The organism is Nocardia uniformis NBRC 13702, from assembly GCF_001613345.1.
Classification (GTDB): Bacteria; Actinomycetota; Actinomycetes; order Mycobacteriales; family Mycobacteriaceae; genus Nocardia; species Nocardia uniformis.
Map to the genome: position 1 here is coordinate 45,560 of NZ_BDCE01000077.1, position 12,603 is coordinate 58,162.

A 12,603-nucleotide genomic window follows, 5' to 3' on the forward strand; every position below is an offset into this window, starting at 1 on the left:
GCGATCGCTCACACCGTCGCGTCGCGAGCTCGGGCCAGGGTTCGACGGGCTGACACCGCAACCGCCTCGTCGATCATCGCGCCGTCCACAGTGACCGCGCCGAGACCGCGCTCGTGACTGTCACGCAAGGCTTTCAGCACCGCTCGAGCGCTCGCCACCGCTTCCGGAGCGGGGGTGAAAGCGGCGGTCGCGCTTGCGACCTGGCGCGGATGAATCACCCATTTTCCGTCGAAGCCGAGCTCGGCCGCCCGCTCGACGCGGGCCCGGAATTCCGTGTCGACCTCGACGCCCAGGTACGGACCGTCGATGGCCGCCAACCCGGCCGTGCGCGCGGCCACCAGCACGGTCTCCTGCGCGTACAGCCAGCGGTCGTGGGAGATGCGCGCACTGCGACCCAGCGACGCGCCGAGATCGGCGTACCCGATCACCAGCGCGCGCAATCGCGGTGACGCTGTTGCGATTTCGCGAATGTTGGCCAATCCGGTCGCGCTTTCGATCAACGCCTGCACACCGATCGGTTCCACCCGCCCCGACTCCAGCTCGATGCCGTCCAACAGGCGGTCGATGAATGCGATATCGCCGGCGCTCTCGACCTTCGGAACCATGATGTCCATAGGTGTGGCCGCGCTGACGCACGCGCCGACATCGAGGTGACACCAGCGCGAGCGTGGTGCGTTGATGCGCACGGTCAGTCGTGTTGTATCCGCCTTCAGGCCGGACTCCGCGAGCGTCGTGGCCAGACCGGCGCGCGCCGCCGCCTTCTCGGTCGGAGCCACCGCGTCTTCCAGGTCGACGATGATGCCGTCGACCTCGGTCGAGACCGCCTTCGCGAGTAGGGCCGGGCGCGATGCCGGTACGGATAACCAGCAGCGCGGGATTGCGTCCGAGTACATCAACAGCCCTCCGAGCACCGTGCGGACTTCTCACAGTTTTTAATCTATATTAAACTAGAATCACACGCTGGCCCTATGGAGAATCGATGACCCTGTCACCGGATGAAAAGATCGTTGTCCAGACTGTCCGCGATTTCGTCGACCGCGAAGTCCGGCCGGTCGCACACGATCTGGAGAAATCCAATACCTACCCGGAGGCGCTCATCGAGCAGATGAAGCGGCTCGGCATCTACGGGCTGGCGATACCGGAACCCTATGGGGAGGCACCGGTCTCGATGCCCTGCTATGTCGGCGTCACCGAGGAACTGGCCCGCGGCTGGATGAGCCTGGCGGGCGCGATGGGTGGACATACGGTCGTCTCGAAATTGATCCTCACCTACGGCACCGAGGAACAGAAGCAGCACTATCTGCCGCGCATGGCGACCGGCGAGATCCGCGCCACCATGGCACTGACCGAACCCGGTGGCGGTTCCGACCTACAGGCAATGACCACTGTCGCGTCGCGCAACGGCGATGAGTACGTCATCTCCGGGGCCAAGACCTGGATCAGCAATGCCCGCTACTCGCAGCTCATCGCCCTGCTGTGCAAGACCGACCCGAAAGCCGAGCCGCGGCATCGGGGCATCAGCATTCTGTTGGTGGAACACGGTCCAGGACTGACTGTTTCGCGCGATCTGCCCAAACTCGGCTATAAGGGCGTCGAGAGCTGCGAACTGTCCTTCGACGGCTACCGCGCTCCCGCGTCGGCCGTGCTCGGCGGCGTCGAAGGTAAGGGCTTCGCGCAGATGATGAAGGGCTTGGAGACCGGTCGCATCCAAGTCGCCTCCCGCGCGCTCGGCGTCGCGCAGGCGGCCTTCGACGACTCCCTGCGCTACGCCCAGGAGCGCGAAAGCTTCGGCAAGCCGATCTGGCAGCACCAGTCGATCGGCAACTATCTCGCCGATATGGCAACCAAACTGACCGCCGCCCGCCAGCTGGTGCTGTACGCGGCCGAACGCTTCGAATCGGGCGAACGCTGCGATATGGAGGCGGGTATGGCCAAGCTGTACGCGTCCGAGGTGGCCATGGAGATCGCGCTCAATGCGGTGCGGATCCATGGGGGCTACGGATATTCGACCGAGTACGACGTCGAGCGCTACTTCCGCGACGCCCCGCTGATGATCGTCGGCGAGGGCACCAACGAGATCCAGCGCAATGTCATCGCGGGTCAGCTGGTCAGCCGTAACGGGTTGGGCAGGTAGACGCGCAGGGCGCGAATGGCGGCTCACGTCTCCACGTGGGCCGCCATTCGCACGTTCGAAAGGCGCTATGCCCGCACCGGATACAGGTCACGGATCTTGTCCACGACGATCTTGGCGGTTTCGGCGCACGCGGTGGTGCCACCGTTGGCGTATTCCTTGACCGCGTCACCGACATTCCACAGGTTGCCGAGGGGGGTGTCGTGCGGCAGGTCGAAACCGGCCACCGCGCGCTGTGGCGGCCAGCCGTCGCGCGTGACATTGATCGACAGGATGCGCGCCTCGTCGAAGCCGTCGATCTCGTCGCGCAGATCTTGCAGGAGCAGTTGGGTTTCCGATTCCTCGTCGAAGTCGCCGATAGCGGGCTTCGGGACGGAGGTGCCCTGGTAGAGATACCAGCCCTCCGGCGACATCTCCGGGCACAGTTCGCTGAAGTTGGCGACGTAGCAGAGTCGGCGGGTCTGGGCGAAGCTGAGCATGCCCGGCGCATTCACCAGTTTCCGCTGCGCGGCGAAGTTCACCGAGATCATGGCGCAGGGCCGATTGGCCCGATCCACCTGCGCGACATAGTCGGCGGGTAGGTTGTCCCGGCCCACAATGTCAACAGTGGCGAACGGCCCGATATCGCTGACCGTGAAACGACTTGTGATCTCAACGGTTTCGCCGCCGCGCGCGATCACCGCACCGGTGATCGCGCCGTCCACGACGGTCAACGAGGTCACCTCGCTATCGAGCCAGACTTCGCCACCGTTCTTCTCGACGACCTCGGCGAGCGCCTTCCACACGCCGATGGTGCCGTCCGGGCTGAAACCGAACTTCTTGAACGCGCTCTTGCGGGTGAAATAGGTGAGGAACACCCGAGCCGGGAGTTCCTCGGACCCCACGGCGAATACGGATCCGCACATATTGCGGAAGATGCCGTGCACCGACTCGTTCTTGGTGTATTTGGAAACCCACTCGGCGGTGGACATCTCATTCTCGGGCAGGCCGCTGTCATTGCGCGCCGCACCCAGACCCTGCACCAGCTTCGCGCCTTGACGGGTGAGCTTCGACAGCAGGAAGCCCCAGCCACCGCCGGTGACATCGACGTCCTTACCGCTGAGGCGATACAGGAGCGGCGGTTCCGGGCGGCGGATATCGAATTTCGCGCCGACCTCGTCGAAGGTTTCCTCGGTAATGCCGTCGAGTTCGATGACAATGGCACCGTTATTGACCTTGAAGCCGTCGATCTCATCGGTCGAGGCACGCCCGCCGACCTTGTCGAGGCGCTCGACGACCAAGGTCTTGTAGCCCAGATGCGATAGCCGCGCGGCGGTGAACAACCCGCCCGCGCCCGCGCCGATGACCAGTGCGTCCCAGTTGTTTTCGGTCATGCCAGCTCCTTCGAGTTCAGCCGAGCGGGTTGGTGCCGAGCTCTGCGGTCGACATATCGGTGATCCGGTCCCACTGTGCGGCGACCTCGTCGATGCTCGGCGGCGTCGCGAAAACCGCTCCCTTGTTCTGGAATTGCGCGACGCGGTGCACGCCGCCGCCACCTGCCACGAGAACTGTTGCGGTATCGGTGCATTCGTCGCTCATCAAATAGCCGACGACCCCGGCCACGTGGGCGGGTGGCAGCTTGTCGAGCATCTCCTGCGGCGCGAGGTCCGCTGTCATGCGGGTGGCGGCCAGCGGGGCAACGGCATTGGCGAGGATATTGTGCTTGCGGCCCTCGATCGCGAGGGTATTGATCATTCCGACCAGGCCGAGTTTGGCGGCGCCGTAGTTGGCCTGGCCGAAGTTGCCGAAGATACCGCTGGTCGAGGTGGCCACGACGACGCGGCCGTGGTTCTGTTCGCGGAAGTACGGCCACGCGGCGCGCGTGACGAAGTAGCCGCCCCACAGATGCACGCGCTGTACCGATTCCCAGTTGTCGGCGGTCATCTTGGCGAACGAGCCGTCACGCAGGATGCCCGCGTTATTGACCACACCGTGCACCGTGCCGAGTTCGTCTACCGCCGTTTTGATCAGCGCGGCCGCCCCCTCCTCGGTCGCGACGCTGTCGTAGTTCGCGACGGCGGTCCCACCCGCGGCACGGATCTCCTCGACCACGGCGTCGGCCATCGAGTGGCCCGCACCCGAGCCGTCGCGAGCGCCGCCGAGGTCGTTCACCACCACCAGCGCGCCCTCGGACGCCAGTAGCAGCGCGTACTCGCGGCCGAGGCCGCCACCGGCTCCCGTAACGACGATGACACGATCGGTTACTCCGGGCATTGTTGTTTTCTCCCTTGTTGAATCAGTAGGACGCGGGCAGCTTCAAGCTGGTCTGCGCGACGAAGTTGAGCACCATTTCCCGGCTGACCGGCGCGGTCTTGAGCATGCGCGCGTTGAACCAGAGTTCGGCGAGGCCGTATTCGTTGGAAAGGCCGTTGCCGCCGTGGGTTTGGATGGATTGGTCGAGTGCTTTCAGCGAGGCGTCGGCGGCGGCGAACTTGGCGATATTCGCCGCTTCCGCGGCGGGTTCGCCCGCATCGAAGAGTTCAGCGGCGCGGTAGGTGGCCAACCGGGCCAGTTCGACCGCAATGTGCGATTCGGCCAGGGGATGCGAAACGCCTTGGTGCGCACCGATTGGCGTAGACCACACCTTCCGGTCCCGGGCGTAGTCGACCGCCTTGGCGATGGCGAAGCGGCCGATGCCGTTACTGATGCCGGCGGCCAGAATGCGTTCCGGATTCAGTCCGGCGAACACCTGCCGTAATCCGTTGCCCGCCATACCGATCAGTGCCTCCGCCCCGACCCGGACTTCATCCAGGAACACCGTGAACTGACCGTCCGGCGACACCACCGCGGTAGGCAGTGGTTGCAATGTCAGACCCGGCGAATCGGTCGGGACCACGAACATCGACAGCGGGGAGCGCGAGGTGCCCACGAAGTCCTGGTCACGCGCGATGATCAGGACCGCGTCGGCTTCATCGATGGCCGAAATGAAGTATTTGCCACCGGAGATCACCCACCCGTCACCATCGCGGCGAGCGGTGGTGCTCACATTGTGGCTGTTGGATCCCGCATCCGGCTCGGTGAGTCCGAACGCCATCTTCTTGCTGCCATCCGCGATGCCGGGCAGCCAGGACGCCTTCAGCTGTTCCGAACCATGCGCCGCCAGGATCGAACCGCAGATGGCGGGTGAGATGACGGTCAGCAGCAGCGGAATCCCCTTGGCCGCAAGCTCTTCTATGACGATGAGCAGTTCGGTCATGCCCGCGCCGCCGCCGCCGTATTCTTCGGGCAGGTGCACGCCCAGCAGCCCGGCCTGGCCGAGATCGGCCCAGAGCTCGTCGACCTTCTCCCCCGCGCGCGAACGCTCCAGGAAGTAGTGCTGGCCGTACTTTCCGGCGATCTTGCCTGCACTCTCGCGCAGCATTTTGTGCTCATCGGTGTCGACGATGAAGGCGGACAAGAGAATTCTCACTTTCCGGTGAAGGTCGGCGACTGCTTGCCGAGGAAGCTGTCGATGGCCGCCGGGGCGTCGGCGGTGCGGGCGATACGTCGCAATGCCGCGGTCTCTTCCGACAGCGCCTGGTCGACGGTGGTGGTCCAGGAGTTGTGCAGCAGCCGACGCATTTCGCCGTAGCTGCGGGTGGCCCCGGCGGCGAGCTTGCGCACCACCGCCTCCGCCTCGGTCCGCAGGTGCTCGGCGGGCACGACGCGATTGATCAGACCCCAGTCGGCGGCGGTGTCCGCGTCGATGACACGGTCCTCGAACAGCATCTCGGCCGCCCGGCGGATACCGATGAATTTCGGGAGATACCAAGTGTTTCCGGAGTCGGCGGTAATCCCGATACGACCGAAACCGGTGGCGAATTTCGTCCCGGCGGCAGCCAGGGTGATATCGGCGGGATACAGCAGACCCAATGCGCCACCCGCACAGGCTCCGTGCACCGCGGTGACGATCGGCGCGTCGATGCGGACCAGGATCCGGATGGCATCGTGCATGAGCAGCGCCATCCGGGTGAGAGTGTCCGGCAGGTCCGCCACCCCGTCGGCGAACGCGCCGATATCCCCGCCGACGCTGAATACCGGCCCGTTCCCGGTGATCAGCACCGCTCGCAGGCTGTCATCGTCGGCGATGGTCGTCGCGACCTCCAACAGCGCCGCACCCATGTCCTTGTTCATGGCATTGCGGGCTTGCGGACGGTCCAGTCGAACGAACCCGATCCCGTCCTCGACGTCGTAGGCGATCACCCTCACTACCTCCAGCTCGAATCTAATGTAAATTAAATTAAGTACACGGGTCAAGGTGTCGAGCCAAGATGGGATCGGCGGCCGTGACCGCACGCGATGCCGACGAGAGGATCGGGAGACCCGATGAGCGGACTGGAGCGTTACCTGACGGATTGGCACCCGGAGCCCGTCATCGAGCATGACGAGATGTCCACCCGCGAGCCCGCGCGCTTCGCCGCACTGCTGAACCAGCCCACGGCACCCGCCGCGGGGTCCCCGCTCCCCCTGCTGTGGCACTGGTTCCACTTCCTGGACTGGCCAGCGCAACACGACATCGGCGAGGACGGACATCCCGCGAATCACGGCTTCCTGCCGCCGATTCCGGACCGGCGGCGGATGTTCGCGGGTGGCCGCGTCGAGATCACCCGCCCACTCGATATCGGGCAACCAGCCGATCGAACCTCGCGGGTGTCCGACATCGCTGTGAAGCAAGGGAAAACCGGTGAGCTGGCCCTCATTACGGTCCGCACCGAATATCGGCAAGCAGGCACGCTGCGCCTGACCGAGGAGCAAGACCTCGTCTATCGCAGCGGCGCGGGCACACACCGTGAATTCCCCATGGTCCGCCCGGAACCGCGACCATCCACCGCGGCATGGCAATCGGAACCCCAGCTGTCCACCAGCCTGCTGTTCCGCTTCAGCGCTCTCACCGCCAATGCCCATCGTATCCATTACGACGAGCCGTACACCCGTGAGACGGAGGGCTTTCCCGCGCTCGTGGTCCACGGGCCCCTGCTGGTCCTGCTCCTGCTCGAACTCGCACGCGCGCACCAGCGGGGGCGACAGGTCGAATCGATCGTCTACCGGCTGCAACATCCGGTGTTTCTCGGCAACCGTGTGCTGCTGTCCGGCGATATGACAGGGCCTGCCACCGCCACGCTGACCGCCACCGCGGCGGCCGACACTCGCAATGCCGTTGCCGACATACGATTCGCCGAAGATCCGGCCTGACTACTCAAGCGCCTGACCGAAGGTTCTCCTCGTCATTCCGGCGCATGCCGGGATGACAAGCGGAACGTCTGTCCAGCCGACCAGGTCAGCCGAGTTCGCGACCGAGGATGGCAACGAAGGAGACGCAGGCCCCGGGGCGGCCACCCAGATTATGGGTGAGCGCCGTGCGCGGCCCGGATAACTGGCGGGCTCCGGCCGCGCCGCGGAATTGCAGCCAGCACTCGTAGAGCATGCGCAGGCCGCTGGCGCCGACCGGGTGGCCGAAGGATTTGAGGCCGCCGTCGGGGTTGACCGGTAGGCGGCCTGCTAGGTCGAAATCGCCTGCGAGGCTGTTTTTCCAGGCATGACCGGGGTCTGCGAAACCCAGGTCTTCCATCAGGACGAGCTCGGTGGGGGTGAAGCAGTCGTGGACTTCGGCGAAGGAGATGTCGCGGCGGGGGTCGGTGATACCGGCCTGGGCGTAGGCGTCTTTCGCCGCCGCGACAACTTCGGGGAAGGTCGTGAAGTCGTAGTCGGGGTCTACCGCGCCGAGTCCCGCACCGGCGGTGAGAGATAGGCCCTTGACGTACAGCGGCGTGTCGGTGTAGTTCAGGGCATCTTCGGCGCGGACGAGCACCGCGCAGGCGGCACCGTCGGAGACCCCGGAGCAGTCGAAGACCCCCAGACGACCGGCCACGAGCGGGGCGCGGGCAATCTTGTCCTTGGGGATTTCGGAGCGGAACTGGGCCTTCGGGTTTCGGGCTCCGTTGTAATGGTTCTTCCACGCGACATGGGTCATCGCGTCACGCATTGCCGCCGGGTCGACGCCGTATTTCGCGCAGTAGGCCGGGTCGAGCAGCGAGAAGGCCGCGGGTGCGGTGAACGACAGTTCCGACGCGGTGCCGTCGCTGGGCGGGTCGCCACGCAGCAGGCCGGAGAAGCCGGAGTCCTTCAGCTTTTCGACTCCGATGGCAACCACCCGGTCGTAGGCGCCGGAGGCGACCGCGTAACATGCGTTGCGGAACGCTTCCGCTCCACTGGCGCAGTAGTTTTCGACACGGGACACCGGAATATTGGTGAGGCCGAGCGGCTTGCTGACGGTCAGGCCGCTCTGGCCGGTGCCGAGGGTGCCGAGCCAGTAGGCGTCGATATCGTCGCGGTCCAGCCGAGGGCTGTCGTCGAAGCAGTCGGCCATGGCGTCGACGAGCAGATCGTCGGCGGAGCTGTCCCAGCGTTCGCCGAAGCGGGTGCAGCCCATGCCGACAATGGCGACCTTGTCGCGGATTCCATTGCTGCTCATATCAGTCGCGCTTTCCAGAAGTAGTTGTGCACTCCCCCGGCGCTGTGCAAACGACGGAACGTGGTCTCCACTCGGGCACCGACGCTCAGTCGGTCCGCGACGCCATCGGCCACTTCCAGGGTGTAGCGACCGTCCTCGTCGAAGTCGACGACGGCCTCCACGACCGGGGGTGCGAGCGAGAATGCCAGGCGGTCCACCGTGAAGGTGGTGACGGTGGCTGGTCGATGGGCCATCGAAACGTCGGCCATGGCGTCGATCGCGCCGCACCGCTTACAGATGCGGGCGGGTGGCAGGTGCACCAATCGGCAGGTGGTGCAGCGACTTCCGGTGAGGGCGTACTTCCAGCGGACCGCGCGGGCCGACGGTGGTGCGGCGACGCGGTCGGGTTCGGGCCGCCGGGGCGGTTCGCGGTCGAGGATGCCGCGCCAGCCGAGGTAGGTCGCGTAGGACACCGGCCGTCCGGACGAGAGCTGCGTGGATACCGGAATCGGTTGTCTGCCTCGAGTAATTCGCTCGGTAGCGCGCAGGATGAGCGCATCGCAGCCGTCGGCCGCCGACACCAACAGCACCGTCTCACCGGGTTCGGCGATATCCAGGACCGCGGCCAAGGCGAGGCCGATATCGGCGGCACCCACGTGACCGATCGGAGCATTCCGGGTACTCAGCTTTCCGGTCAACCCATGGGCCGCGCGTTTGGCCGCGGTTACGTTGGGCGACACCACTACGACGTGGTCGGGCTCGCCTATTCCGGCTTCCGTCAACACCGCGTCCACGGCGCGGTCGATGAGCGGCTGGTACCGCTCGACGCCGAAGCGCTCCTCCCACTGCGTTCCGCTCACCGCGTGCGGCTCGCGCCAGCGGTCGAGAAACTCGGCGGTGACCGAGGATTCGGCGATCACCTCCGCGATCGGGTCGGGGCCGAACAGGAATGCGGCGGCACCGTCCCCGCCGCCGCGTTCGTCCGCCGATCCGGGACGGCCCACGCGCACATCGGCCAGCACCGCCAGCCCACCACCGGCCGCGGCGGCGCGCAGGGCTGCCACACCGCCGCGGGCCGAGCCGACCATGTCGACGGCGAATACCGCTTCCGGAAGGCTCAGTGCCGCGTGGATTGCCGTCGCATTGGTCTTGTCCGCATATGCGGGTGTGGTCGTCGCGAAGTACAGCGAATCAACGGTGCCGGAAGCCATCGCTACTGCGGCGGCGGCCACTCCCATGGTGGTGCTGTCCTCGTCGAAAGACGCGACGACACGAGATCCTTTGCCCGCATTGGCGCCCAGCGTGGTACCGATATCGGCGAGCTGCACTCGATGCGCGGGCAGATACGTGCCGTAGGCGGCGATTCCGTAGCCCGTCACGGCGCCTCGAACAGCGCCGCCATGCCCTGGCCGCCGCCGATGCACATCGATTCGAGCGCGTAACGCCCACCGCGCCTGCGCAATTCGTGCAGCATGGTGGTGAGGATGCGGACGCCGGTCGCAGCGATGGGGTGGCCCAGCGAGATACCGGAGCCGTTCACATTCAGCCGGTCGATATCGTCGAAACCCCAGCCCTTCATGACGGCCAGGACCTGTACCGCGAAGGCCTCGTTCAGCTCGACCAGGTCGATGTCGTCGAAGGAATGTCCGGTGCGTTGGAAGAGCCGTTCGACCGCGGGGACCGGACCGATCCCCATTTCGGACGGTTCACACCCTGACGCGGCCCAGCCGAGCAGATACCCGAGCGGCTCCAGGCCGAGTTCGGCAAGTTTGTCCTCCGCGACCACCAGGCAGGCCGCAGCGGCGTCGTTCTGCTGGCTGGAATTGCCCGCGGTGACGGTGCCGTTCGGCATGATCGTGCGTAGGCGGGCAAGAATCTCGACCGTCGAATCGGCGCGCACACCCTCATCTCTGCCGAATTCGATCGGCGCGCCCTTGCGCTGCGGTACGGACACCGGCACCACCTCTTCGGTGAACTTCCCGGAATCCCATGCGGCCGTGGCACGCTGGTGGCTACGGACCGCGAACTCGTCGGCCGCCGCCCGGCTGATGCCGTACCGCCCCGCCAGATTCTCGGCGGTCTCGATCATGCCGCTGATCTTCCCGAACCGGTCCTCCGGCTGGGATCGTTCACGGCCGCGGTCGAGCCGGTCATAGAAGGTGGTATTGCCCGCGCGGGCTCCCCAGCGCATGTCCTGGGTGTAGTACTCGATATTGCTCATGCTTTCGACACCACCCGCGAGCACCACATCGGCGGCGCCGGTCTGCACCATCATCGCGGCGGTCACGACGGCTTGCAGCCCGCCACCGCACCGGCGGTCGATCTGAAAGCCGGGTACTTCGATGGGCAGACCGGCGGCGAGCGCTGCCCATCGGCCGATACACGGGGCCTCGGAATTGGTGTAGGACTGTGCGAACGCGACGTCGTCGATACGCGCCGGATCGATGCCGGAGCGTTCCACCACCGCCCGAATGACGAGCGCCGCCAGTTGCTCCGCGGGGACCGGCCGCAGGGTGCCGCCGAATGTCCCGACCGGGGTCCGCAATGGGCTGACGATCGCTGCTCTCTTCATCGGATCTCCCGGTCCTGTAATAGTTCTCGATGGTCGGGGTGCGCGATAGCCACCATGGCCCGCCGCCGCTCGGGCAGTGTCAGCCCGCGCAGGTCGGCAACGCCGAATTCGGTGACCACGACGCCCACGTCACTGCGTGCGGTGCTCACCGGCCCGGAAAGCCGATCGACTATGCGACTGCGGGGCCCGGCGGTCGCTGGCAGGGCGATGATCGGGACTCCGCCTGCCGACCGCGCCGCGCCGCGCAGAAACTCCGCGCCCCCGCCGACCGCGCCCACATAGCGGCCACCCGCGACCTCCGCGTTGACCTGACCGGTGAGGTCGACCTCTATCGCGGAGTTGATGGCGACGAACGCATGGTGTGCGGCGAGTCGTTCCGGGTCGTGGGTGTAGGTGATCGGCCGCAGCGATACGGCCGGATTGCCGTGCACATGATCGAACAGCCGTCGTGTACCGATCAGCACCGCGGCCACCGACACACCAGGATCGGTGCTCTTGCGTCGGTTGGTCACCACACCCTTGTCGATCAACTCGACGGCGGCGTCGGTGAGTATGCCGGAGTGAATTCCGAGATCGTTGTGGTCACCGAGCGCCCCCAGCACGGCCTCCGGCACCGATCCGATACCGAACTGCAGGGTCGCGCCATCGGGTACGAGCGCGGCGATGTGCCCACCGATCGCGGGCAGCTCCGATGCGTCCGGAGACGAAAAATTCTGTGCCACTGGGCGAGATGTGTGCACCATGAGGTCGATGCGGTCCGCGGTGAGATACCGCGCGCCCGGTGTCGCCGGTGCTTGATCATTGACCTCGGCAATGACCGTGCGCGCGGAATCCACGGCGCTGGTGAGATAGTCATCAGCCAGCGCAATGCGGTAGCGGCCCTGCGCATCCGGTGGTGCGCACTGCACCAGCACCACGTCCGCGCGCGAAACGTACGCTGGCAGCGTCGAGTAGTGGCCCGGGTACACCTCGAGAACACCGGCAGCGACCAGCGCGCGATTGCTACCGGACCCGCAGTAGCCGATGAACCGGATGTGGTCGGCGTGCTCTGGTTTCACGGTGTCGGCCACCGGAATTCCGAGGAAGCAGGTGACGTGGCCCAGCTCGGCTCGCTGCGCCAGTAGCCTCTCGACGAGTGGCGCCGGTTCCGCGCACGCCTGACCCCACACCACGAAGTCCCCGGGGTGGATGAACTCGCGAAGGTCGATGTCCACCGCCATATCAGTCCTCACGCCAGCGGTGCGCCGACGGATCGAGCAGCTGTTGCAGGTGTCGGTCCGGCAGCCACACCAGCGTCTCCAACTCCAGGGCATCCAGAAAGCGGACGCGGCCCGTCTTCAGATCCGTCAGGCGCAGCCGGGGTCCATTGCCCTCGTTATCGACATCGACTCGGACGAAGGCGAATTCACTGCTGATGACCTCTTCCACGGT

At 66.0% G+C, this 12,603-nt stretch carries 12 protein-coding genes; 2 read left to right on the top strand and 10 right to left on the bottom strand.

The genetic code is table 11. The features are described 5' to 3' along the window. Positions 1–8: 8 nt before the first annotated feature. Complete coding sequence (locus NU1_RS29590) at positions 9–893, bottom strand: HpcH/HpaI aldolase/citrate lyase family protein (protein ID WP_084521919.1); 885 nt, start codon at positions 891–893, stop codon at positions 9–11. Between the two features lie 86 nt (positions 894–979). Here NU1_RS29590 and NU1_RS29595 point away from each other — a divergent pair, with 86 nt between their 5' ends. After that, positions 980–2,134 carry an acyl-CoA dehydrogenase family protein gene (locus NU1_RS29595; protein WP_067526673.1) on the top strand — a complete coding sequence of 385 codons (1,155 nt, stop codon included), beginning with the start codon at positions 980–982 and terminating at the stop codon, positions 2,132–2,134. Positions 2,135–2,199: 65 nt separating this feature from the next. Here NU1_RS29595 and NU1_RS29600 read toward each other — a convergent pair whose 3' ends face one another. Genes NU1_RS29600 through NU1_RS29615 form a run of 4 tightly spaced genes read right to left on the bottom strand, consistent with a single transcriptional unit; the run spans position 2,200 to position 6,352 of the window. Further along, positions 2,200–3,504, bottom strand: coding sequence for a phytoene desaturase family protein (locus NU1_RS29600; RefSeq protein WP_067526675.1), 1,305 nt, complete (start codon positions 3,502–3,504; stop codon positions 2,200–2,202). 16 nt (positions 3,505–3,520) lie between these two features. Beyond that, on the bottom strand, positions 3,521–4,384 hold the full coding sequence (locus tag NU1_RS29605) for an SDR family oxidoreductase (RefSeq protein WP_067526677.1): 864 nt from the start codon (positions 4,382–4,384) through the stop codon (positions 3,521–3,523). A 22-nt stretch (positions 4,385–4,406) separates the two neighbouring features. After that, entirely contained in the window at positions 4,407–5,567 is a 1,161-nt protein-coding gene (locus NU1_RS29610) for an acyl-CoA dehydrogenase family protein (RefSeq protein ID WP_157553222.1), read from the bottom strand. A gap of 8 nt (positions 5,568–5,575) precedes the next feature. Beyond that, positions 5,576–6,352: an enoyl-CoA hydratase/isomerase family protein gene (locus tag NU1_RS29615; RefSeq protein WP_067526679.1), complete on the bottom strand. Its 777-nt coding sequence runs from the start codon at positions 6,350–6,352 to the stop codon at positions 5,576–5,578. Between the two features lie 123 nt (positions 6,353–6,475). Between NU1_RS29615 and NU1_RS29620 the strand changes: the two genes are divergently transcribed. Then, a complete protein-coding gene (locus tag NU1_RS29620; RefSeq protein WP_067526681.1) occupies positions 6,476–7,342 on the top strand; it encodes an HTD2 family dehydratase in 867 nt (288 codons plus the stop codon). An 85-nt stretch (positions 7,343–7,427) separates the two neighbouring features. On the opposite strand, the gene NU1_RS29625 is transcribed toward NU1_RS29620, so the two are convergent. From NU1_RS29625 to NU1_RS29645, 5 genes are read right to left on the bottom strand one after another with little or no spacing between them, the layout of a single operon-like run. Further along, positions 7,428–8,621, bottom strand: coding sequence for an acetyl-CoA acetyltransferase (locus NU1_RS29625; RefSeq protein ID WP_067526683.1), 1,194 nt, complete (start codon positions 8,619–8,621; stop codon positions 7,428–7,430). Continuing rightward, positions 8,618–9,979, bottom strand: a complete 1,362-nt coding sequence (locus NU1_RS29630; RefSeq protein ID WP_067526685.1) for an OB-fold domain-containing protein — start codon at positions 9,977–9,979, stop codon at positions 8,618–8,620. The genes NU1_RS29625 and NU1_RS29630 overlap by 4 nt, the downstream gene beginning before the upstream one ends. Then, positions 9,976–11,172 carry an acetyl-CoA C-acetyltransferase gene (locus NU1_RS29635; RefSeq protein WP_067526687.1) on the bottom strand — a complete coding sequence of 399 codons (1,197 nt, stop codon included), beginning with the start codon at positions 11,170–11,172 and terminating at the stop codon, positions 9,976–9,978. Before NU1_RS29635 ends, NU1_RS29630 begins: the two co-directional genes overlap by 4 nt. After that, entirely contained in the window at positions 11,169–12,392 is a 1,224-nt protein-coding gene (locus NU1_RS29640) for an acetyl-CoA hydrolase/transferase family protein (protein ID WP_067526689.1), read from the bottom strand. Before NU1_RS29640 ends, NU1_RS29635 begins: the two co-directional genes overlap by 4 nt. Position 12,393: 1 nt before the next feature. Next, complete coding sequence (locus tag NU1_RS29645; RefSeq protein WP_067526835.1) at positions 12,394–12,600, bottom strand: hypothetical protein; 207 nt, start codon at positions 12,598–12,600, stop codon at positions 12,394–12,396. Between the last annotated feature and the right edge of the window lie 3 nt (positions 12,601–12,603).

Coding starts and splice junctions, on each gene's coding strand:
- NU1_RS29590 (WP_084521919.1), bottom strand. CDS start 893: ATGTACTCGGACGCAATCCCGCGCTGCTGGTTATCCGTACCGGCATCG.
- NU1_RS29595 (WP_067526673.1), top strand. CDS start 980: ATGACCCTGTCACCGGATGAAAAGATCGTTGTCCAGACTGTCCGCGAT.
- NU1_RS29600 (WP_067526675.1), bottom strand. CDS start 3,504: ATGACCGAAAACAACTGGGACGCACTGGTCATCGGCGCGGGCGCGGGC.
- NU1_RS29605 (WP_067526677.1), bottom strand. CDS start 4,384: ATGCCCGGAGTAACCGATCGTGTCATCGTCGTTACGGGAGCCGGTGGC.
- NU1_RS29620 (WP_067526681.1), top strand. CDS start 6,476: ATGAGCGGACTGGAGCGTTACCTGACGGATTGGCACCCGGAGCCCGTC.
- NU1_RS29625 (WP_067526683.1), bottom strand. CDS start 8,621: ATGAGCAGCAATGGAATCCGCGACAAGGTCGCCATTGTCGGCATGGGC.
- NU1_RS29635 (WP_067526687.1), bottom strand. CDS start 11,172: ATGAAGAGAGCAGCGATCGTCAGCCCATTGCGGACCCCGGTCGGGACA.
- NU1_RS29640 (WP_067526689.1), bottom strand. CDS start 12,392: ATGGCGGTGGACATCGACCTTCGCGAGTTCATCCACCCCGGGGACTTC.